The sequence below is a fragment of the Mesoterricola sp. JemC181 genome (genome assembly GCF_055384585.1).
On sequence record NZ_AP045076.1, the window covers coordinates 3,583,712 to 3,604,838 of the forward strand.

Sequence of the window (21,127 nt, forward strand, 5' to 3'; positions counted from 1 at the left end):
GTCCACTCCGGCATCGTCTCAAAGCTTCACCTCCACCCGGGTCCCGCCCTCGGGCCGCGGGAAGAAGGCCAGGTCCGCCCCCTGGGCGTTGAGCCACTTCAGGGCCAGGGGAAGGCCCAGGCCCGTGCCGTCGGGGCGGCCGCTCTCGAAGGGGCGGAGCATGCGGGAAAGGGTCTCGGGGCTGAGCCCGGGCCCCTCGTCCAGGATGTCCACCACGCCGTCCCGCACCAGCACCTGAACCCGCCGGCCCGGAGGGGTGGCGTGGCAGGCGTTCTCCAGGAGGTTCAGCAGGGCCTGGTGCAGCAGCATGGGGTCGGCCTGGGCCCTTCCGGCCCCCTCGACGGTCACCACCCGGTCGTAGAAGGCCGGGCGCCGGTGCACCTCCTGGGCGGCCTGGGAGGCCACCTCCTCCAGACGCAGGTCGACGCACTGGGGCTCCAGGGGCTTGGCCCACTGCAGGAAGCGCTGCACCAGCCGCTCAAGGGCGTCGGTCTCGGCCAGCACGGCCTGGGCGGCGTCCCGGTGCCCGGCGCGATCCAGGAGCTGGCCGTGGCCCTTCAGGACGGCCAGGCCGTTCTTGAGCTGGTGGGCCACGCCGGCGGTCATCTCGCCCAGCTCGGCGAAGCGGTCCCGCAGCTGGAGGCGCCGCTCCTCGGCCTCCAGGTCCGTGACGTCCTCGAACTGGAGGAGGGCGCCCACGATGTGGGGGGCCTCGATGCGCCGGAGCTGCCACCGCCGCCCCCCGCCCTCGCAGCGCCACGGAGGCCCCGGGGCCCGAGCCAGGCCCTCCAGGAGCCAGGGGTAGGCCTCCAGGACGAAGCCGGCCTCCAGCCCCACGACGCCGGCCTTGACGCCCAGCAGCGCCTGGGCCGCCGCGTTGATGGCCGCCAGGTTCTGGCGCTGGTCCACCCACAGGATGCCGAAGGGCAGCGCGTCCAGGAGCCGCTCGTGCACCGTGCGCAGCTCGCCCAGGCTCGCCGCGAGCCGGCCCCGCTCCTGGAGGCTCTGGCTCACGGCGCCCAGCAGCACCTCCTCGGAGTCGACCACCGGGCGCCGCCGGAGCCTCAGCCAGCGGTAGGCCGCCATGCACAGGCCCAGGAGCAGGAGCCCCGCGGGCGGCCCCAGGACCATCCACAGGGCGGCGGGGTGGGTCCGGGTCAAAGAGCCTCCTCGATGCGCGCGCAGAGCGTCCGGAGGATCTTCAGGCGCCCATAGTACTTGTCCTCGCTCTCCACCAGCGTCCACGGGGCGATCTCGGTGCTGGTGCGGTCCAGCATGTCGCAGATGGCCGACTCGTAGGCGTCCCACTTCTCCCGGTTCCGCCAGTCCTCATCGGTGATCTTGAAGCGCTTGAACTTGCTTTCCTGGCGCTCGTTGAAGCGCCTGAGCTGCTCCTCCCGGCTGATCTGGAGCCAGAATTTCGCCACGATGGTCCCGCTTCGCGCCATCTGGTCCTCGAAGTCGTTGATCTCCCCGTAGGCGCGCATCCAGTCCGCCTCGGTGCAGAAGCCCTCCACCCGCTCCACCAGGACGCGGCCGTACCAGCTCCGGTCGAAGATGGCGAAGCGCCCCTGCCGGGGCAGGCGGCGCCAGAACCGCCAGAGGTAGGGCTGGGCCCGCTCCTCCTCGGTGGGGGCGGCGATGGGGGTGATCTCGCACAGGCGGGCGTCGATGGCCTGGGTGATGCGCCGGATGCTGCCCCCCTTCCCCGCCGCGTCGGCCCCCTCGAAGACCATCACCACGTTGTGGTCCTTGAAGGCCTTGTGGCGGGTGAGGAGGTTGAGGCGGCCCTGGTACTTCTCCAGCTCCGTCTCGTACTCCGCCTTCTCCACCTTCCGGGTGAGGTCCAGGGTCTTGAGGATGTTCAGCCCGTCGATGCTGGAGGCGGCGGGGGGCGCGTGGACGATGGCGGGCGGGGGCGCGGGGCTGTCCAGGCGGGCCCGGAGGCGCTCCAGGAGGATCTTCCCCACGGTCAGCTTCTGGTACCGGGAATCCGCGGCCTCCACCACGATCCAGGGCGCCTCGGCGGTGCTGGTGCTGCGCAGGGTGCGCTCGGCCACCTCGCGGAACGTGTCGTACATCTCGAAGTGCTTCCAGTCCCGGTCCGTGACCCTCCAGCGGGTTAGGGCGTCGCCTTCGAGCTTCTTCAGGCGCTTCTTCTGGGCCTGCTTCGAGAGGTGCATCCAGAACTTCACGACCAGGGCGCCCTCGTTGATCAGCATCTCCTCGAACCGGCGGATCTTGTCCAGGGACTGCGCGAGGCGAGCATCCTTGATGTGGCCGTAGGCCCGCTCCAGGATGGGCCAGGTGTACCAGCTCCCGTCGAAGATCCCCATCTTGCCCTTCGGGGGCAGCTGCCGCCAGAAACGCCACATGTGCGGGCGCTCCAGCTCCTCGTCGGAGGGTTCGGAAAAGCCGTGGGTGAGGATGTGGCGCGGGTCCATCCACTCGTTCAGGGTGTTGACGGTGGCGCTCTTGCCGGCGCCGTCCACCCCGGCGATGAGGATGATCACGGGGAACCTCTTCGCGGAAGCCAGGTCGTACTGCGCGTCCAGGAGGGCTTCGCGCAGGGCGGGCACCTCCTGGTCGTAGACGGCTTTCTCGATGGAATGGCCCAGTTCGGCGGATTCGAACATGGTGGCTCCGGTAGGTGAGGGTCGGCCCGAATTCTAGCCCTCTGCGCCGGGATTGTCCTCCACGATTCCCCAATGGTCGTACCGCGCCAGGAGCAGGAGCCCCGGAATGGCCACCAGGGCGCAGGTGAGGAAGTATCCCGACCACCCGAAGCGCAGGGCGAACCACCCCGCCGGGGCCGTGAGGTAGCCCCGCGTGATGGCCAGGAGGCTGCTCAGCAGGGCGTACTGGGTGGCCGTGAAGCGGCGGTCGCAGAGCAGCATGATGAAGGTGGCGAAGGCGGTGCCCCCCATGCCGAAGCTGAGGTTCTCCAGGGCCAGCGCGAACGTCAGCACCGCCAGGCGCGGCCCCAGGTGGGACAGGGCCCAGAAGGCCAGGATGGAGGCCGCCTGGCACAGGCCGAAGAGGAACAGGGCCCGCCTGAGGCTGAGCTTCTTCATGAGGAGCCCGCCCAGGAGGCCCCCCAGGATGATGGAGACCATGCCCACGGTCTTGGTGGTGGCGCCGATCTGGAGCTTGGTGAACCCCATGCCCCGGAGCAGGAAGGGCGCGCTCATGGCGTCGGCGAGCTGGTCGCCGATCTTGTACAGCAGGCAGAAGGCGAGGATCTCGACGATGGCGGGGCGCTTCAGGAGCTGGGCCAGCGGCGCCACCACGGCCTCCCGGAGGGTCTTCGGGGGCCGGACCTGGCCGTCCGTGGACCAGGCCAGGAAGGTGCCGAGGGCGCCCACCGCCATCAGGCCGGCCATGGCCAGGTACGTGGCCCGCCACCCCGCGGCCTGCGCCAGGATGAGGGCCCCCGCCCCGCTGGCGAGCATGGCCACCCGGTAGGCCCCGATGTGCACCGCGTTGGCCAGCCCCAGATCCCGCTCGGCGAAGGCCTCCCGGCGCCACGCGTCCACCACGATGTCCTGGCTGGCGCTCGCGAAGGCCACCATGAAGCCCAGCAGGGCGATGCGGGTGACGCTCACCTTGGGGTCCGCCAGGGCCATGAGGACCATGAGCAGGACCAGGGCGCCCTGGAAGAGCACCATCCAGCCCCGGCGCCGCCCCAGGAAGGGGGGCAGGAAGCGGTCCAGGACCGGGGCCCACATGAACTTGAGGGCGTAGGGCTGGGTCACCAGGCCGAACAGGCCGATGGCCCTGAGATCGAGTCCCGACTCCGTCAGCCAGGCCTTGAGGGTGAAGCCGGTCAGATACAGGGGCAGACCCGAGGCGAACCCCATCAGGGCCACCGTGACCATCGCCAAGGACCGTTTCCTCATCCTCCGAGGATGGTTGGATCAGGCCTTCATGTCCAGCGCGACGCCCAGAAGGTTCTGCTGAACCTGGAGGAACTTGAGGTCAGCCTTGTAGCTGAGGCCCCGGGTGTCCAGGTTCACGGCCTCCGTGGCCAGGTCGACGTTGGATCCGCCGGGGTTCGTGGGCTCCTGGCTCTCGCCGATGCCGGAGGCCCTGACGCCCCCCTGCTGGAGATCCTGCTGCCCCAGGGTCTTGGCCTTGTAGCCGTCGGTGTTGAGGTTGGCGACGTTGTTGGCCGACAGGGCGACGCCCTGCGCGGAAACGCCGATGCCGGAAATGCCTGCGGAAATGCCGTCCATGAAGCCCCTCGGTAGTTCCAGGATAGGCCCAACCTTCAACTTCTCAAGGCTGTTCGTACCAGGTGCTGCCGCTCTGGAACAGCCGGGTCTTTTTTGCCTTCTCCTCGAAGCGCCGGATGGCCAGGTCGACCAGGCGGGACAGGAGTTCCGCGTAGGGCACCCCGCTGGCCTCCATCATCTTGGGATACATGGAGATGCTGGTGAAACCGGGGATGAAGTTGATCTCGTTGAGAAACAGGCGACCGGTAGAGCGGTCCAGGAAGAAATCCACCCGGGCCATGCCGTAGGCGTCCAGGGCCCGGAAGGCGTCCACGGCGTACTGGTGCACCAGGTTGGCGACGCCTTCCGGCAGCTCGGCCGGTATTCGGGTCGTGCTCTTGCCGTCCAGGTACTTGTCCTTGAAATCGTAGAACTCCCCGGCCGGAAGGATCTCCCCCACGACGCTGACGACGGGGTCGTCGCCGCCCAGCACCGCCACTTCCAGTTCCCGCACCGTGAGGCCCTGTTCCACCAGGACGCGCCGGTCGAAGGTGAAGGCCCGGTCCAGGGCCGCGGGCAGGTCCGCGGCGGCCTTGATCTTCTCGATGCCGATGCTGGACCCGAGGTTGGCCGGCTTGACGAAGACGGGCATGCCCAGGGCCGCCACGGACCGCAGGACCTCCCCGGGGCCCCGCCTCCACTCCTCCTCCGTGAGCCCCAGGTAGGGCACCACGGGCAGCCCTCCGGATTCCCAGATGCGCTTGGTGATCCACTTGTCCAGCCCCGCCGCCATGGCCAGGAGCCCGGCGCCGGTGTAGGGCCGGTGCAGCGGCTCCAGGAAGCCCTGGATCTGCCCGTCCTCCCCCCCCGCCCCGTGGATGGCGTTGAAGAACACGTCGGGCAGCTCCGCCATCTCGGCGCCCCTTTCCAGGGGCAGGAACGGATAGGGCCCGCGTTCCGGCAGCTCCCCGGCCGAGAGCCTCGCGAAGGGGTCCCCGTTGAGCACCCACACGCCGTTGCGGGCGATGCCCATGGGTCGCACCTCGAAGCGGTCCGGGTCCAGGTGGGCGGCGATGCTCCGGGCCGACACGATGCTCACCTCGTGTTCCGGGCTTTCCCCGCCGAAAAGGAGACCGATGGAAAGGCGCGCGTTGTTCATCCCACAAGTCTAAACTAGGACCTTCGCCTTCCGCAGGAGTTCCCTTGCGCACTGCCATCTACCCTGGTTCCTTCGACCCCGTCACGTTCGGGCACTGGGATCTGATCCTTCGCGCCGACAAGCTGGTGGACCACCTCATCGTCGCCGTCCTCCACAATCCGGCCAAGAACACCGCCTTCACCGTGGCCGAGCGGGTCGAGTTCCTCAAGGAGCTCATCGGGAAGATGCCCAACGTCGAGGTCACCAGCTTCCACGGCCTGCTGGTGGACTACGCCCGCAAGCGGGACGCCCAGTTCATCGTGCGCGGGGTGCGGGCCTTCTCGGACTTCGAGTACGAGTTCCAGATGGCCCTGATGAACCGCAAGCTCTCGGCGAACCTGGAGACCGTCTTCCTCATGCCCAAGGAGGAATACAGCGTCGTGAGCAGCCGCATGGTCCGGGAGGTCGGGGGCATGGGCGGGGACATCTCGGGGCTGGTGCCGGAGGTGCTGGTGGAGAGGATCGCTGCACGGCTCAAGCTGCCGGGATGAATCAGCCCTCTAGCGTTTCTTCGCATGCTCGATCGGATCCAGCAGCCAGAGGTCGCTGGAGCCCTTTCCCTCGACGTGAAGCGTCCTGAAGGCTCCCTGGCCCGTCCTTGGCGAGAAGATGACGAGCGCCATTGCGCGTCCGGGTTCAAGCCGATTCATGGCCTTATGGGGCACCAGGGCCAGGCACGCGATCAGGTCCCCCCACCGGATGGCGACGTCCACCTGGAAGATGCGGGTTCCAGCCTCGATGGGCCTGCCTTCGAATGCCATGTCGCCGTTCACGATCTTCAGGGAATCCAGCACGCTGGATTTTTCAGTGTCCCTTACCATTTGTTCGAAAAGCTTTCCGCCATTCGGGTAATCGCGCCCGTTGAAACGGAAGGTGGCCTCATCCTTGGCCAGCTGCTTCGTGATCATGCCGATTGAATTCCCGTGGAAGGCAACGATCTGCCCCTGGCTCAGCACCAGGGCCTGCTGCCCGGACAAGGAGGCGGTTAGGGCCAATCCAGCAAGGAAACGGTTCCGAACGCTCATGACATTTCCTCCCCCTAGTCGAATTCCTTGGTCCAACCGTACAGGATCGGTGTTGGCATGTCGGTTGGCAATTTCAGATTGAGTCTTCTGGCGAACCACCTGGAAAAGGTGTTGCAAGTGGTCACGGGAAGATGCCTTTCGTGGTCGAAATATTTGACATGGTGTCCATTCCACTCATCCGCCAAGGACCTGGCCCTGTTCTCGGTCAGCAGGCCGGATGGGACAAACCACTTGGCCTGGACCTGGGTGACCGCAGCCTCCTTTGCGAACCGGGCCCGACCCTGTCCAGCGGGGGTGATATCGACACTTGCGATATTGAGCCCTGAACCCTGGACATCCGGCCCGGACTGAATGACGAGGTCCAGCCCTTTCGTCTGGATGATCGTGGCGGTGTGGCTCGCAAGGAATCCCAATGCACCCGTCACCGGTCTGCTGAGGAGCAGGACGACCTCCTGGTCCTCTCTGGGTTTGAGCGGGGGCCGATCCACCCCCAGCGGATCCCCCGACCGGTTGTACCGTGGCCTGGACCCAACCCGCTCCTCTTCCGTCAGCGGAGGAATCCCATCGTTCATGAGCGACGCTGGAATGATGGCCCACCACGGCTGGACTTGGGCCGGCTGGGCCTGGGCAGGCTGAATCGGGGCCCTGCGCTCGGCTTCCGCCTGAAGGCCTGACTGTAGCTTCCAGAGTTCAAACTGGGCGGCCTGCTGCTTCCCCTGGCTTCGGATCTGTTCATCCAGCCGTTCCCTCTGGGCGGTCTGCTGGGTCTCGAGGGCCTTCGTCGAGGCCAATGCGGCCGCCAGGCTCGCCTGGATGCCGCTGGCCCTTTGGCTGGTTTCTCGAATGGACTGCATGTTCTTTGCGATTTCGTTTGCGAGGATGGTGGCCCCCTGGCTCCCCGCTTCCTCCGGCGTCATGACCCGGCCGGCCGCACCAAGGGGTGGAAGGCCGGAAATGGATTCCATCGTGGCTTCCCGTTTCGCGGGGTCGTACCGGATGGGTCCCATCCGCACATTCGGGCCGAACCCCGAACCCCCCTTGAGACCGGGCCGGCCCGATTCATGCACGTCCTCTGGAGGGGTTCCCTCCGTCCAGGTGACTTGCCGGGTCAGCCGCCCTGCGACGGGCCGCAGGGTGGACGAAGGCCCGTCCTCTTCAAACGTCGGGATTGAACCAATGTCCGGTTCGCTATTAATAAGGTTCCAATGGTCCCGAATATGGGTCCTGCACGGGGTCGGAGCCTGCCGTTCCAGTCCCAGAATGAAGTGACGTGCCTGATGGACCCAGACCGGAGGGCCCGGCGGCATGGATTCCCGCGCGCCGGTTGGGATCCGGCGATAGGCGGCGGCCGTTTCCTTGAATTCGTGGCCGAGGATCCGGCCTTCCTTTAGAGCGGCGACTCCGAACCGGGTTCCCCCGGGAGCCTCGTTCCTGCAACCCTCCCATTCGAGGACGAGGGTCCTCCCCCCGGGCAGGGTGATCTCCCGGACTACGGCAGGCATCCGGTCCTCGATCAAGGCAGGGCCCGGGTCGAGGGGTTGCGCAGGCTTTCCGTAGGCGAACGCCACCGATTCCCCTGTGGATTCATCCGTGATGCGCGTGACCTGGAGGTTGTTCCAGAACCGCTCGGGACAGGCGTCCGCGCCTGCCGGGTCCACCATGGCCGTGACGGAGAATTCCGGGTTTCCTGACGAGCCTTCGTAAGTGACCCTCAGCCGCGCTTCCGTATTCCGATGGAGCCCTTCAGGGGCCCAAGAATCCAGGGCCGGAACCGGGGCCGTTGCGGCCAGGCCTGCAAGGGCGACTCGAAGGTGCTCGGGCCCCAGGGTTGCTTCAAAGAAATCCCCGTTTTCGCCGTAGGTGAAGGAAAGCGTTTCGCCGGAACTGGACCGGATGGCCGAGAGGCGGAAGCGCAGAGGCGTGGTCGCCTCCGGGCGGGGCGCCTTCCGGTATTCGAAGGCGGTCTCCCCCCGAACCGCCAGCAGGGCGCAAGGAAGGCCATCCGCGCCCCGCCCCGCATCGTCCCCGTCTCCCTCCGGAAGGGGCAGGAGAAGGTCCCCGCCTGGCCCTGCCCAGACCCCATGACCCGGGGTTCGGAGGCCTGGCACAAGGGGCGAAGGCACCCGGCCCGGATCCTGGATGCCGTATCCGAACTTCCTCCACGGGACAGGCGTCCGCGCCTGCCGGGTCCACCATGGCCGTGACGGAGAATTCCGGGTTTCCTGACGAGCCTTCGTAAGTGACCCTCAGCCGCGCTTCCGTATTCCGATGGAGCCCTTCAGGGGCCCAAGAATCCAGGGCCGGAACCGGGGCCGTTGCGGCCAGGCCTGCAAGGGCGACTCGAAGGTGCTCGGGCCCCAGGGTTGCTTCAAAGAAATCCCCGTTTTCGCCGTAGGTGAAGGAAAGCGTTTCGCCGGAACTGGACCGGATGGCCGAGAGGCGGAAGCGCAGAGGCGTGGTCGCCTCCGGGCGGGGCGCCTTCCGGTATTCGAAGGCGGTCTCCCCCCGAACCGCCAGCAGGGCGCAAGGAAGGCCATCCGCGCCCCGCCCCGCATCGTCCCCGTCTCCCTCCGGAAGGGGCAGGAGAAGGTCCCCGCCTGGCCCTGCCCAGACCCCATGACCCGGGGTTCGGAGGCCTGGCACAAGGGGCGAAGGCACCCGGCCCGGATCCTGGATGCCGTATCCGAACTTCCTCCAGAGGTCATGGCACGCGACGCCCGCGGCTGGAACAGCCATCGCGCTCCCGCCTGAACCGTCCGGACACGTCCATCTCGCGAGCGGTTCCCCTTCGGGTGCCCCCCCACCGGGCAATGCCAATTCCAGAACGCCCGGCCAGAGCGCGAACCCCGAGCCCCCCCTCGCCTCGAGGACCGGCGCAAACCGTCCAACGATGGCAGGCGCATACCTGAATGCCGGGCAACCCAGGCCGGGGCCCAGTTCGATCCTCAGGGCCACGGCGCCATGGCCTGGATCCACGTCCAGGGCTCCCCGCAGGAGGCCGCTCCCATGTGCGGGTCCCGCCATGAAAAGGAGCACCGGAAGGAGGATCCATGGCGCAACCAGCCAGGGACCAAGACTCTTTCTCCGCAACGGTCGAGAAGATCCGCCACCCACGGGAGCCCCTCCTGCCCGTCAAGGCACCATTCAGGACGAACGCATCCAGGGCGGCCGAAGACCGGACCGCTCTTTGCGTCCCGGAATGGATATGCCAGGCCGCGAAAGCCGCAAGCGGGCGCAGGAGGAGCTGCTTCCCGCTCCTGTTGGCCCTGGCCAGGTAAAGGAGGCCAAAAGAAATTCCAGGGACATCGTTCAAGGCATCAGGCACGCGGCGAGATACGTTCCGTCAGCCTCCGAACAGCTCCAGGAACTTCCTCTGGATCCCGACGAGGGTGAAGGGCTTGCCCAGGACGCGCACCAGCGGATCCTCCGCCAGGCCCTCCTCCAGGTCCGGGTCGAGGTAGCCGGTGGCCAGCAGCACGGGGAGGGCGGCGTTCCGGGCGCGGATGCCCCGCAGGGCCTCCAGGCCCCCCATCCCGGGCATGTTCATGTCCAGGAGCACCAGATCCGCCCTGCCGCCGGCGTCGAGCCACGCCAGGGCCGCCGCGCCGCCGTCCACCGTCTCCACGTGGTGGCCCAGCATCCTGAGCATGGTGGGGACCGAAGCCCGCAGGAGCTCGTCGTCGTCGACCATCAGGATGGCCAGGGGCGGGACCGGCGGCGCCGTCTCGGGGGCGGCGGGGCCCTGGCAGGCCGCGGCCTCCGGGAACTGCAGGATGGCGCGGGTGCCCTTTCCGGGTTCGCTCTGAAGGGCGAGGGTCCCGCCGTGGGCCAGGGCCGCGTTGAGGACCATCGACAGGCCGAGGCCGGTGCCCTTGCCGGAAGGCTTCGTCGTGAAGAACGGCTCCATGGCCTTCTTCACGACCTCCTGCGGCATGCCTTCCCCGGTGTCCTCGACCCAGACCTCCACGAGCCCTTCGGCGGGGCGGCGGGTGCGGAGGGTGAGGGTGCCCCCCGGCGCCATGGCGTCGGCGGCGTTCATACACAGGTTCATGAGCGCGCTGGCCAGGATGCCGGCCTCCCCCATGATCGAGGGGAGCGTCTCGTCCAGGTCCATCACCAGCCTGTATTTCTGCATGAGGGTCCGGTCGAGGAGGGCCACTTCCTCCCGGACGAGGCCGTTGAGGTCGACGGGCGCCGGTTCCCTCAGGCCCTTGCGGGAGAACCCGACCAGGCCCTTGACCAGGTCCCGTCCGCGGCCCGCGGCCCGTTCCATGGTGGCCAGGGCCCCGTCCAGTTCCGCGTCGTCCGCGTGGCGCACCCGGAGGGCCTGGGTGAGCGCGAAGATGGCCGCCAGGACGTTGTTCATGTCGTGGGCGATGCCCCCCGCCAGGCGTCCGAGGCTCTCCATCCGCTGCATGTGTTCCACCTCGGCTTCGAGGAGACGGCGGTGCTCCTCCTCGCTGCGCTGGCGGGTGATGTCCCGGATGATGGACAGCTGCACGGCCTCGCCGGCCAGGGTGATCATCCTGGAGGACACCTGCCCGACGGCGATGCTGCCGTCGGCCTTGCGGAAGGACATCTCGAGGCAGGTGACCTGGCCCTCCCGGCGCAGTTCCCCGGTCCACCGGTCCCGGTCCCGGGGATCGGCCCAGACCTTCAGCTCGATGGACGTCTTCCCGAGCACCTCGCCTGGGGCGAAGCCCAGGAACCGGGTGAAGCTTTCGTTCACCAGCAGGTAGGTGCCGTCCTCGATCCGCGTGATGGCGATGGCGTCCGGGCTCGCGTGGAAGGTGAGGGCGAAGCGCTCCTCGGAGCGGCGGACCTCCTCCTCGGCCTGCTTGCGTGCGGTGATGTCCTGGATGATCCCCGCCATGAGCCCGGGCTTGTGGTCCCTCCCGCCCCTGGCGCCACCGGCCACCAGCACCCAGCGGATCTCCCCGTCGGTGCGGCGGATGCGGCACTGGAACGTCCAGTCCGAACCCGAGGCCGCGCCCTCCCGGATGATCCGGCGGACTTCGGCCCGGTCCTCGGGCACCACGTGCTCCAGGAAGAGGTCCCGGGTCCACTCGCCCTCGGTCGAGTCGTAGCCGAAGATCCGCGCCTGCTCCAGGGTCCGGTACGCGGAGCCGTCGGTGTTGTCGAACTCCCAGGCGCCGGTGTGGCTGCGCTGCAGCGAATAGGAAAGGCGCTCCTCGCTGACCTGGATGCGTTCCTGGTTCTCGGCGAGGGCGCGCTGGGCCAGCATGATCTCGGTGATATCGGTGAAGGTCAGCACGACGCCCGCCACGGCCTGGGCGAGGGTGCGGTACGGCAGGGCCCGCACGATGAACCAACGCTTCCCGTCGGCGCCCTGGACGTGCTCCTCCCGGATCCCGTGGGTGGCGAGGACGTGGCGGGCCAGCTCGAGGACGTCGGCGCCCCGGAAGAGGGGCAGGATGTCGCCGATGGGGCGGCCCAGGTCGCCGTCGATGAGCCGGTACACGTCCGCGGAGGCCGGCGTGAAGCGGGTGATGCGCAGGTCCGCGTCCAGGAAGATGGTCGCGATCTCGGTGGCCCCGAGGAGGTTCTGGAGGTCGCTGTTGGCGAGGCGGAGCTCGCCGACCTTCTGCTGGAGCTCGTGGTTGAGGGTGGTGAGCTCCTCGTTCACCGACCGGAGCTCCTCCTGGGAGGCCTGCAGCTCCTCGTTGGAGGCCTGCAGCTCCTCGTTGGACGCGCTGAACGCCTCGTTGGTCGAGCCCAGCTCGTCCATCGTGGCCTGCAGCTCGGCCTGGGTGGCCCGGAGCTCCATCTCCATCTGGTCCAGGAGCGGGTTGTCCCCGCCGGAGGGGGGCGCCTGGAGCCCGACCGGCTCCAGCGTCTGCAGGATCACCGCGAACACCCCGGATTCCCGCTCCAGGCCCGGCATGGGGCGCACCGTCACGCGGAGGGTCTCCTCGCCCTGCCCCGAATCGGCCTTGACGACGGCTGTGGCCGGGCCCGCGCCGTCAGGGTCCGCCGCCTGGGCCAGGAGGCTGCGCAGTTCCCTCCGGAGGGGGCCGGCGGTGCTCTGGAGCAGGTTGCTGGTGGGCGGACCCATGGGCGGATGGAGGAACCGCCCGATGCGCCCGGCGCAGAACAGGACGTCCCCGAGCTCATTCACGATGGCGCTGGCCGGGGCGTACTCCTCCAGGAGCATCCGCTCGAAAAGCCCGTCGGTGGTGGCGGCGGGCCCGCCGGGGGCCCGTTCCGCCCTGGGCCGGTCGCGGTACAGGAGCCGCCGGTCCCCGAGGGGGAAGTCCAGCGGGAGCCGGTACCGCACCTCGCGACGGAGGAAGATGCGGTGGACCTTGTCCACGGCCTCGAACAGGTCCGGGTTGGAGGCCAGCCCCTCCGCGGGCCCCAGGAAAAGGAGGCCCCGGGCCTTGAGGGCGAAATGGAACAGGGGGACCAGCCTGCGCTGAAGGTCCGGCTGGAGGTAGATGAACACGTTCCGGCACGCGATGAGGTGCAGGGAGGAGAAGGGAGGGTCCCGAACCAGGTTCTGCACGGAGAAGACGCACATGTCCCGGAGCTCCTTCACCACCCGGAAGAGGGCGCCCTCCGGCACGAAGAACCGTGCCATGCGGTCCGGCGAGACGCCCCGCAGGGCTTCGGGGGCGTAGCGGCCCGCCTTGGCGTGCATGAGTGCGCTCGTGTCGATGTCGGTGGCGAAGATCCGCACCGGACGGGTGGCGCCCAGCGCGTCCAGCTGCTCCCTGACCAGCATGGCGATGGAGTAGGCCTCCTCGCCGGTGCAGCACCCCGGGACCCAGATGCGGAGGGGATCCGGATCGGCCTTCCCCGACGCGAGTTCCGCCATCAGGTTGTTGGCCAGGCTCACGAAGGCCATGGGGTCGCGGAAGAATTCGGTGACGCCGATGAGCAGGTCGGCCAGCAGGGCCTCGGCCTCCTCCTGGGAGTCCCGGAGGTGGGCGAGGTAGTCCTGGAGCGATCGCGAGCCCGTGGCCCGCGCGCGGTTCTGGATCCTGCGCTGGAGCGTCCCCGGCTTGTAGCGGCTGAAGTCGTTGTCGGTCTTCCGGGCCAGGACCTCGCAGATGCGCTGCAGGACCTCGGACGGGTCCCCGGGTTCGTGGAGGTTGTCGTGCGGCATGTCCATCAGGAAGGGGTTCCGGTTGGATTGCGGGAGAAAGAGCCTGCGGGCGAAAGGGATTGACGCCATCCTATCAGGCCCTTTTCCCGGGGAAGTCCCGCCGAATCCGTGCTTACGAGGAAACGGGCAGGGATTTATAAATGGTTTTTCGGAATGCCGACAGCTTGGCTGGTTTACCCGCACCGCATACCAATACATGCGTGCTGAGAAGCTTGAATGGTTCCTGTAAAAAACTTTCTGTTATCGCCGAATCGCGCGGCGGCGCGGGCCGTACGGGATCACCTGTCGGAGAACGACCGCTCCACGACCGACAGCGGGTAGCGCGTCCCCGCCAGGTAGTCGTCGATGCACGCCACCACCACCGACGACCGGGGCCGCGCGGCGATCTCCTCCCGCGTGAGCCAGTGGCAGGCCAGGATGACGCTGTCCCGGGGAGCGGGCTCCTGCCCTTCGGGCACCGTGCCGATGAAGGCGGAGCGCAGGTAGTCGCGGCCGTTTCTCGCCTTGAGGTGATAGACCCCCAGGAAGGCCTGGGGGGTGAAGGGAAGGCCCGTCTCCTCCATCGTCTCGCGCACCACGGCCTCGAGCATCGTCTCGCCCGGATCCACGTGGCCCGCGGGCTGGTTGAAGACGCGCTCGGGATGGACCCCGTCGGTCTCCTCCACCACCAGGAAGCGTCCTTCGCGTTCGATGATCGCGGCCACCGTGGGCCTCCAGCCTGTCATGAGATCTCCGCCAGCTTGAGCCGTGCCTGTTCCTGTTTCAGCCAGTCCCTCTGCGGCCCGGTGAGGCCCCTGGCCAGGGCCTTCTCCGCGGCCTCCTTGCAGGCGAGCAGGAGCCTGCGGTCCCGCACCAGGTCCGCGGCCTGGAACCTGGGGAGGCCGGCCTGCCTGGTGCCGAAGAATTCGCCGGGCCCGCGCAGCTCCAGGTCCTTCTGGGCGATGCGGAAGCCGTCCTGGGTCTCGGTGAGGACGCGGAGGCGCTCGGTCTCGCTGGCCGAGAGCATGATGAACTGGCTGCGCGCCGAGCCGCGGCCCACCCTGCCCCGCAGCTGGTGGAGCTGGGACAGGCCGAAGCGCTCGGCGTGGTCCACCACCATGACCGTGGCGTTGGGCACGTCCACGCCCACCTCCACCACGGTGGTGGCCAGGAGGATGCGGGCCTCGCCCTTGACGAAGGCGTCCATGCGAAGGGCCAGCTCGTCGGCCTTGAGGCGGCCGTGGACGACGGCGATGGGCACGTCCGGGAACTGGGCGTGCAGGAGGCCCTCCATGGCCTGGATGTCGCGCAGGGGCACCTTGGTCTCGTCCTGGGGGTCGATGGCCGGGCTGATGACGAAGGCCTGGTGCCCGGCCTGGAGCTCGCGCTCCACCAGCTCCCAGGCGCGCCCGGCGTGGTCGGGCTCCAGGAGCCTCGAGGTGATGGGCTGGCGGCCCGGGGGCAGTTCGTCCAGCACGGACTGCTCCAGGTCGCCGAAGAGGGCCAGGGCCAGGGACCGGGGGATGGGGGTGGCGCTCATGACCAGCCAGTGGGGGTCCAGCCCCTTCTCCTTGAGGGCCTCGCGCTGGCGCACGCCGAAGCGGTGCTGCTCATCCACCACCACCAGCTGGAGCCGGCTGAAGGCCACGGACTCCTGGAAGAGGGCGTGGGTGCCCACCACGTAGGAGGCTTCGCCGGAGGCGATGCGGGCCAGGGCGGCGCGTTTCGCGGCGGCCTTCATGGGGCCCAGGAGCAGCTCCATGCGCCCGGCCTGGTCGCCCAGGATCCGCTGGAAGGTGGCTGCGTGCTGGCGCGCCAGGACCTCGGTGGGCACCAGGAGCGCGGCCTGGCCCCCGGTCTCGGCCACCATGGCCATGGCCAGGAAGGCCACCAGGGTCTTGCCGCTGCCCACGTCGCCCTGGAGCAGGCGGTGCATGACCCGGCCCGAGGTGAGGTCCTCCACGATCTCCTTGAAGGCCGTGCGCTGGGCCCCGGTGAGCCGGAAGGGGAGGAAGCTCCGCAGCCGTTCGCGCAGCTCGGGGGAGGTGGCCACCAGCTGGCCGCGTCGCGCCATGCGGCCCGCGCGGCGCAGGGAGACGCCCAGGGAGAACGCGAAGAGCTCCTCGCAGGCCAGGCGCTGGTGGGCGGGGGTGGCGTGGGCGTCCAGCAGGTCGGCGTCCCCGTCGTCGGGGGGCTGGTGCAGCAGCCGGAGGGCGCCCAGGGTGTCGGGATAGCCGCGGGCCAGGTCCGGGGGCAGCCACTCGCCCGGGTCCGCGGCGCGGGCCAGGGCCTCCTGGACCAGCTTCTGGCGGTACCGGCCGGTGATGGGGCCCAGCTTGCGGTACAGGGGGAGGAAGCGGCGGATCCAGAGGTTCTCCTCGTCGGCCGCCTTGCCCATGTTCTCGAAGGCCGGTCCCCGCATCTCCAGGCCCCCGCGGCCCATGGCCACGGGCCCGAAGGCCAGTATCCGGTCGCCGGGCCGCAGGGCCTTGGCCAGGTAGCCCTGGTTGAACCAGATGAGGCGGATGGTGCCGGTGCCGTCCTGCAGGAGCACCTCGGTGAGGGCCATGCGCTGCAAGCGGGTGGTGGTGCTCCGGAGGTCCTTGACGGTGCCCAGCACGGTCACGGGCTCCCGGTCGGGGCTCCAGCGGGTGTCGAGCTCGCCGATCTTCTGGAGGCTGCCCCGGTCGATGTAGCGGTACGGCAGGGACCAGAGGAGTTCCTTGAGGGTGGTGATGCCGGCGGCCTCGAAGGCCTCGGCGAAGGCCGGTCCCACCCCCCGCAGGGCCGTGACCTTGGAGGAGAGGGGGTAGAGCGGCAGCGCCGTGGCCATCAGCCCTGCCCGGGATCGGTGGCGCGCTCCATCTCGCGGTAGCGGGCGTACTCGCCCTCGAAGTAGAGCCCCACGGAGCCCACGGGGCCGTTGCGGTGCTTGGCGATGATCAGCTCCGCGCTGCGGTCGTCCTCCACCTGGCCGTCGGCGGGGGGCTGCATGCGGCGGTGGATGAACATGACCATGTCGGCGTCCTGCTCGATGGCGCCGGAGTCGCGCAGGTCGGAGAGCTGGGGGCGCCCGCCCTGGCGGTGCTCCACTTCGCGGTTCAGCTGCGAGAGGACGACGATGGGGATGCCGTGGTCCTTGGCCAGGAGCTTGAAGCCGCGGCTGATCTCGCCGATGCGGGTGGCCTCGCTCTGCTTGGCGGCGCGCGACGAGTCGGGGCTGCTCAGGAGCTGCAGGTAGTCCACGATGAGCAGGTCCAGCTTGTGGTTGGCGTGGGAGAGGTGGCGGTCCACCATGGCCGTGATCTCGCGCGTGGTGATGGCGGCCTGGTCGTTGATGTAGATGGGGAGCTCCAGCAGGGCGTCCCGGCTCTTCAGCAGCCGGGCCTGGATGGCCTCGTCGAAGTTGCCGGCGGCCACGCTGCGGAGGTTCACCGCGCAGTGGGCCGACAGCAGGCGGTTGAAGACCTCCTCCTTGGACATTTCCAGCGAGAAGAAGGCCGCGTGGGCCTGATGGTACATGGCCGAACGCAGCAGCCAGTTGAGGGCCAGGGCCGTCTTGCCGATGCCGGGGCGGGCCGCGAGGATGATGAGGTTGCCGGGCTGGAAGCCCTGGGTGATGGCGTCCAGCCTGGAGAAGCCCACCCTGAGGCCGGTGGAGCCGCGGCCCTCCAGGCGGTCCAGGAGGTTCTCCATGGCGTCCTTGGCCACGTCGGCGATGTGCTCGAGGCCCCGCTTGTCCTGGCCCTGGGCCAGGCGGAAGAGGTCGACCGCCGCCTGCTCCACGAGGGTGTCGGGGGGCGCCTCCTCCTCCGCGGCCTGGCGCACCAGTTGGGCCCCCAGCCGGATGAGCTGCCTGAGCTTGCGCTTGCGGATGAGCAGGTCGGCCAGCACCTTGGGCCGTCCCACCTCCTCGGCGCTGAGGAGGTCCACCAGCCCGGTGAACCCGCCCACCCGGGCGAGGTCCCCGGCCTGGTCGAGGGCGTCCTTGAGGGTGAGGGAGTTCACCTCCAGCTGGGCCTCGATCAGGGACTTGAGGGCCTTGAACACCGCGCGGTGGGCGGGGTGGACGAAGTCCTCCTCCGTCAGGACGAAGGAGACCTCGGTGGCGGCCGTCTCGGCCCCCGGCGCGCAGCAGGTGGCCAACAGCGCGCGTTCGGCCTCGATGTCCTCTGGCAGGCGTTGGGGGAGCCACTCGCTCATGGGGTCACGTCAGGGGTGGGTGTAGCCGGTGCCCGTCACATCGATGAAGATGGGGTTCGTGACGGCGATGGGGTAGATGCCCCGCATGATCTCGTACCAGGGCGTTCCCGCCTTGTAGGGCCCGGTCTGGTCGAGGGCGACGCCGGCTTCCACCACGATCCAGGCGCCGGTGCCCGTGGTGGGCAGGGCGACGGGGAAGGTGCCGCTGAAGAGGCGGTCGTCCGTGGCGGACCGGGTGAGGGCGGCCGGATCGATGGTGCTGACCACCTTGCCGTTCATGACGATGCGCACCTGGTCCAGGGGCATCCAGTCCTGCCTGTAGAGGTTCACGACGACATTGGCCGTGGCCAGGGGGCCCTTCACCAGGCCGCCGGGACCGGCGCCTCCCACCGTCACGTCCAGGAAGGGACCGGTGGAGGCCACCGCGGCGCCGGACTTCAGGGCGGCGAGCACGGTGGAGAGGTCCTGCACCAGGTCCGAGGTGGGCGTGGTGCCGGCGATGGGCGGGTTGGCGAGGACGGGCGTGGCCTTGAGGTAGGTGCGGGCCAGGCCCACGGGGGTGTCGAGGCTGAACCTCGCCGAGGACAGGCCCAGGGCCTTGGTGAAGGCCGCGGGGGTCTGCTGGTTGAGGAGCGCGAACCAGTCGGCCCGGACCTGGAGGAATTCCTGGAACCAGGGATCGGGGGCGGTCTTGACGAAGCCCTCGCCGCGCAGGAGCTCGATGGCGTCGAAGCCGCCGTTGGTGGTGCCGTCGGCGTAGAAGCCCTTGCCGGTCCACCAGGCGTTGACGCCGGTGCCCACGGGAACGGTGCGGTCGAACCCGGTCAGGGTGAAGAGGCCGTTGGCGCCCCGGGGCCGGTGCACGATGGTGAAGGAGCCCCGGGCCTGGGTGATGAAGTCGGACAGGGTCCAGTTGTCGGGCTGCAGGGCCCCGCCGAAACGGTAGGCGGTGGCGGCGGGCGTGCCCAGCGCGGTGGCGGTGCCGTAGCCGGGCAGCTCGGAGGTGCGGGCGTTCATCACGAAGGGATCGCTCTTGACGGCGGCGAGCTGCGCTGCGCTCCAGCCGACGCCGTCGAATTCCATGCGGAAGTCGTTGTAGAGCCGGTGGCCGTCGGCGGCCATGTCCTTCTCGGTCGTGGCCACGACCTGGACGGCCTCGGCAAGGGCCGAGACCAGCTTCTCGACCGGGAGGTAGCCGCCGCCGCTGGCCTGGGAGGGCCCGGGCACGTCGAAGGTGGTCCAGCCCGCGGGCAGGGACCTGGGCCAGACGATGAAGGAGTGGCTGTTGCTGGTCTGGCCCTCGTAGGCGGTGATGTCCTTGGTCTGGAGGTCCGAGAGGGGTCCCCGGGTCGCGTAGGCGCGGAAGGTGCCGCCGCTGATCACGGGGTTGCCGGCATCGGAGATCTCGCCGGTGGGGATGCCGTTGGCGAGCCAGAAGTAGCGGGTCTGCACGTTGCTGAAGAAACCGGTGCCGAACATCTCGTTGCCGGCGCGGAACTGGTCCTGGCCTGGGGCCACGGCGACGGCCACCTTCTTGGAGATGGCGTCGTAGTAGGTCGAGAGGGTCCGGGTCCTGCGCAAGGCGGGATCGGGCGTGGTGCCGGTGCCCTTGAAGGTGAAGCGCATCGGCTGCATGTTGCCTTCGGGGGCGTCGGCCTCCCGCGTATCGAAGAGGTGGGCCGCGTAGAGGCCGCGGATCGCGGTGCCGGTCTCGCTGACGATCTGGTCGGCTTCGGGGCACAGGTAGTCCTTGGACCCGACGTAGAAACCCTGGCTCGGGTAGATGACGATGGGGCCGCTGAGCAGGGGCCTGAGGGTGTTGTAGGAGTTCACCGTCTCGTACTTGATCTGCTGGCCGACCTTGTTGGTCACCACGATGCGGTAGGTGCCCGCGGGAAGGTACATGGACGTCGAGTCGGCCGAGAAGGTGCTTGTCCCGGTGATGTTCTCGCCGGGCTCCAGCCAGACGACGCGCTCGGGGATCCAGATATCCTTGCCGGTCTGGCCGGCGTTGCGCTCGACGCGGACCTCGGTGGGGAACGGGCCCTGCCTCATGGCCGACCCGGTCAGGGAGAACTTCATCTGGCCGAAGCCCAGGGGCCAGAGCCCGTCGGTGGCGTTGTACTTCGTCAGGGCCATCTCGTCGAACAGCGCCTCGCCGTGGTTCGGCATGGCGGTGGAGCTGCTCATCCCGCCCACGATGTAGAGGCGGCGGTTGTAGGAGAGGGAGGCGCCCGCCGCGAGGCCCGCGGGGGGGAGGGGAAGGCAGCCCACCACCAGGCGTTCCGGGAACGACGGCCGCATGGCCTCCAGGGCGTCCTGGGGGTCGGATGCGACGGCGACCGCGGGGGAATCCTGGCTCATGATGCCGATGGACGCGTGCGAATCGATGGATGCGGCGCTGGGCTCGACGGCCATCAGCACCACCATGGCCGACTGGACGGAAGTGGCGATGGGGTTTCCGAAATCGCTGCCGGGGATCTGGACGCCCCACGGCTTGGCCAGGGGTTCGCCGAACACGGACACGCCCGCGGGAACGCAGAAGCGGTAGCCGCTCGAAGTCTGGTGGAGGAAGTCCCCGATGCTGCGCACGCCCACGGGGGAGCCGCTTTCGTTCACGACGGTGGTCGAGGCGAGGACGTAGCGGGAGAGCTTGCCGAGGGAGAGCACATGGACCACGGAGACGCCCCGCACGATGCCCGAGGTCTCCCAGTCCGCGCCCGTGAGCTTGTGGGCCTTGTCGAGGATGCGGCCCCGCATGGTGAGGGTGCTCGGCTCCGTGAGGGTCTCGGGCTCGAAGGTGTCGAAGACCACCTGGATGTCCGGATCCTGGTTGACCACGGGCGTGAGCCGTTCGAGGGAATCCCCGGGCATGTTGACCCGCTGGTAGCTGGTGTCGAGGGCGACGTAGCCGGCGTCCACGATGCTGCCGCCCGATGGGGCTCCTGCGATGGGGACCTGGGAGGCATCCCCCCAGCGGGTGCCGTCGATGGCCACCTGGACGAAGTCGTTGCCCAGGTAGTAGTCGCCGGGGCCTGCGGTGGACTTGAGGCCCGACACCCGGTCGCCACCCGATTCAGGAATGGCCTCCGCGACCACGGTGGTCCGCTGGAACCCCGTGGCCCGGTAGCAGCCCGTGCCGCCCAGCGCGAGCAGGGCCGGCACGGCGAAGGCGAGGCCCACGCGGGGAAGGGAAGGTGTCAATGGCCGCACGGGGCTTGTATGATTCATTAATTCTCACTCGCGTTGGGCCCCAATGGGGGTAAGGGTCTATGCTAACTCACGATGGGACTATCTGCCTGGGTTACTCTCCGTTCGGGTTCACGGCGGTGGCTGTGGGCAACCCTTTTTGTATTCTTTACCATTGATTTGCTTTGGA

13 protein-coding genes are annotated in these 21,127 nt (G+C 68.8%); 1 reads left to right on the top strand and 12 read right to left on the bottom strand.

Annotated elements, in window-relative coordinates; all coding sequences use genetic code 11:
• Window positions 1–18: 18 nt before the first annotated feature.
• The 5 genes from ACZ5MC_RS15880 to ACZ5MC_RS15900 are packed head-to-tail and all read right to left on the bottom strand — an operon-like array spanning window position 19 to window position 5,373.
• Complete coding sequence (locus ACZ5MC_RS15880; RefSeq protein WP_306601456.1) at window positions 19–1,161, bottom strand: ATP-binding protein; 1,143 nt, start codon at window positions 1,159–1,161, stop codon at window positions 19–21.
• Window positions 1,158–2,636, bottom strand: coding sequence for a polyphosphate:AMP phosphotransferase (pap, locus tag ACZ5MC_RS15885; RefSeq protein WP_306601457.1), 1,479 nt, complete (start codon window positions 2,634–2,636; stop codon window positions 1,158–1,160). Before pap ends, ACZ5MC_RS15880 begins: the two co-directional genes overlap by 4 nt.
• 33 nt (window positions 2,637–2,669) lie before the next feature.
• Window positions 2,670–3,878, bottom strand: a complete 1,209-nt coding sequence (locus ACZ5MC_RS15890) for an AmpG family muropeptide MFS transporter (protein WP_306602290.1) — start codon at window positions 3,876–3,878, stop codon at window positions 2,670–2,672.
• Between the two features lie 39 nt (window positions 3,879–3,917).
• Window positions 3,918–4,235 carry a flagellar basal body protein gene (locus ACZ5MC_RS15895; protein ID WP_306601458.1) on the bottom strand — a complete coding sequence of 106 codons (318 nt, stop codon included), beginning with the start codon at window positions 4,233–4,235 and terminating at the stop codon, window positions 3,918–3,920.
• 43 nt (window positions 4,236–4,278) lie between these two features.
• Entirely contained in the window at window positions 4,279–5,373 is a 1,095-nt protein-coding gene (locus ACZ5MC_RS15900) for a D-alanine--D-alanine ligase family protein (protein WP_306601459.1), read from the bottom strand.
• 44 nt (window positions 5,374–5,417) lie between these two features.
• On the opposite strand from ACZ5MC_RS15900, the gene coaD reads away from it, so the two are divergent.
• Entirely contained in the window at window positions 5,418–5,903 is a 486-nt protein-coding gene (gene coaD, locus ACZ5MC_RS15905) for a pantetheine-phosphate adenylyltransferase (RefSeq protein ID WP_306601460.1), read from the top strand.
• A 9-nt stretch (window positions 5,904–5,912) separates the two neighbouring features.
• Here the strand turns inward: coaD and ACZ5MC_RS15910 are convergent, their stop codons facing one another.
• From ACZ5MC_RS15910 to ACZ5MC_RS15940, 7 genes are all read right to left on the bottom strand, one after another.
• Window positions 5,913–6,437 (bottom strand): hypothetical protein, encoded by a 525-nt coding sequence (locus ACZ5MC_RS15910; RefSeq protein ID WP_306601461.1) that lies wholly within the window; start codon window positions 6,435–6,437, stop codon window positions 5,913–5,915.
• A gap of 14 nt (window positions 6,438–6,451) precedes the next feature.
• Window positions 6,452–8,098, bottom strand: coding sequence for a hypothetical protein (locus ACZ5MC_RS15915; protein ID WP_464516235.1), 1,647 nt, complete (start codon window positions 8,096–8,098; stop codon window positions 6,452–6,454).
• Between the two features lie 1,682 nt (window positions 8,099–9,780).
• Window positions 9,781–13,572 (bottom strand): CheR family methyltransferase, encoded by a 3,792-nt coding sequence (locus tag ACZ5MC_RS15920; RefSeq protein WP_464516236.1) that lies wholly within the window; start codon window positions 13,570–13,572, stop codon window positions 9,781–9,783.
• A gap of 272 nt (window positions 13,573–13,844) precedes the next feature.
• Complete coding sequence (locus ACZ5MC_RS15925; protein ID WP_306601464.1) at window positions 13,845–14,291, bottom strand: NUDIX hydrolase; 447 nt, start codon at window positions 14,289–14,291, stop codon at window positions 13,845–13,847.
• Complete coding sequence (gene recG / locus ACZ5MC_RS15930; protein WP_306601465.1) at window positions 14,288–16,378, bottom strand: ATP-dependent DNA helicase RecG; 2,091 nt, start codon at window positions 16,376–16,378, stop codon at window positions 14,288–14,290. The genes ACZ5MC_RS15925 and recG overlap by 4 nt, the downstream gene beginning before the upstream one ends.
• Complete coding sequence (gene dnaB / locus ACZ5MC_RS15935) at window positions 16,378–17,748, bottom strand: replicative DNA helicase (protein WP_464516237.1); 1,371 nt, start codon at window positions 17,746–17,748, stop codon at window positions 16,378–16,380. Before dnaB ends, recG begins: the two co-directional genes overlap by 1 nt.
• A 9-nt stretch (window positions 17,749–17,757) precedes the next feature.
• Complete coding sequence (locus tag ACZ5MC_RS15940; protein WP_306601467.1) at window positions 17,758–20,952, bottom strand: CehA/McbA family metallohydrolase domain-containing protein; 3,195 nt, start codon at window positions 20,950–20,952, stop codon at window positions 17,758–17,760.
• Between the last annotated feature and the right edge of the window lie 175 nt (window positions 20,953–21,127).

Excerpts from the sequence above, each read along its gene's own strand:
- pap (WP_306601457.1), bottom strand. The coding sequence starts at position 2,636 with ATGTTCGAATCCGCCGAACTGGGCCATTCCATCGAGAAAGCCGTCTAC.
- ACZ5MC_RS15890 (WP_306602290.1), bottom strand. The coding sequence starts at position 3,878 with ATGGTCACGGTGGCCCTGATGGGGTTCGCCTCGGGTCTGCCCCTGTAT.
- ACZ5MC_RS15895 (WP_306601458.1), bottom strand. The coding sequence starts at position 4,235 with ATGGACGGCATTTCCGCAGGCATTTCCGGCATCGGCGTTTCCGCGCAG.
- ACZ5MC_RS15900 (WP_306601459.1), bottom strand. The coding sequence starts at position 5,373 with ATGAACAACGCGCGCCTTTCCATCGGTCTCCTTTTCGGCGGGGAAAGC.
- ACZ5MC_RS15910 (WP_306601461.1), bottom strand. The coding sequence starts at position 6,437 with ATGAGCGTTCGGAACCGTTTCCTTGCTGGATTGGCCCTAACCGCCTCC.
- ACZ5MC_RS15915 (WP_464516235.1), bottom strand. The coding sequence starts at position 8,098 with ATGGTGGACCCGGCAGGCGCGGACGCCTGTCCCGAGCGGTTCTGGAAC.
- ACZ5MC_RS15920 (WP_464516236.1), bottom strand. The coding sequence starts at position 13,572 with ATGGACATGCCGCACGACAACCTCCACGAACCCGGGGACCCGTCCGAG.
- ACZ5MC_RS15925 (WP_306601464.1), bottom strand. The coding sequence starts at position 14,291 with ATGACAGGCTGGAGGCCCACGGTGGCCGCGATCATCGAACGCGAAGGA.
- recG (WP_306601465.1), bottom strand. The coding sequence starts at position 16,378 with ATGGCCACGGCGCTGCCGCTCTACCCCCTCTCCTCCAAGGTCACGGCC.
- dnaB (WP_464516237.1), bottom strand. The coding sequence starts at position 17,748 with ATGAGCGAGTGGCTCCCCCAACGCCTGCCAGAGGACATCGAGGCCGAA.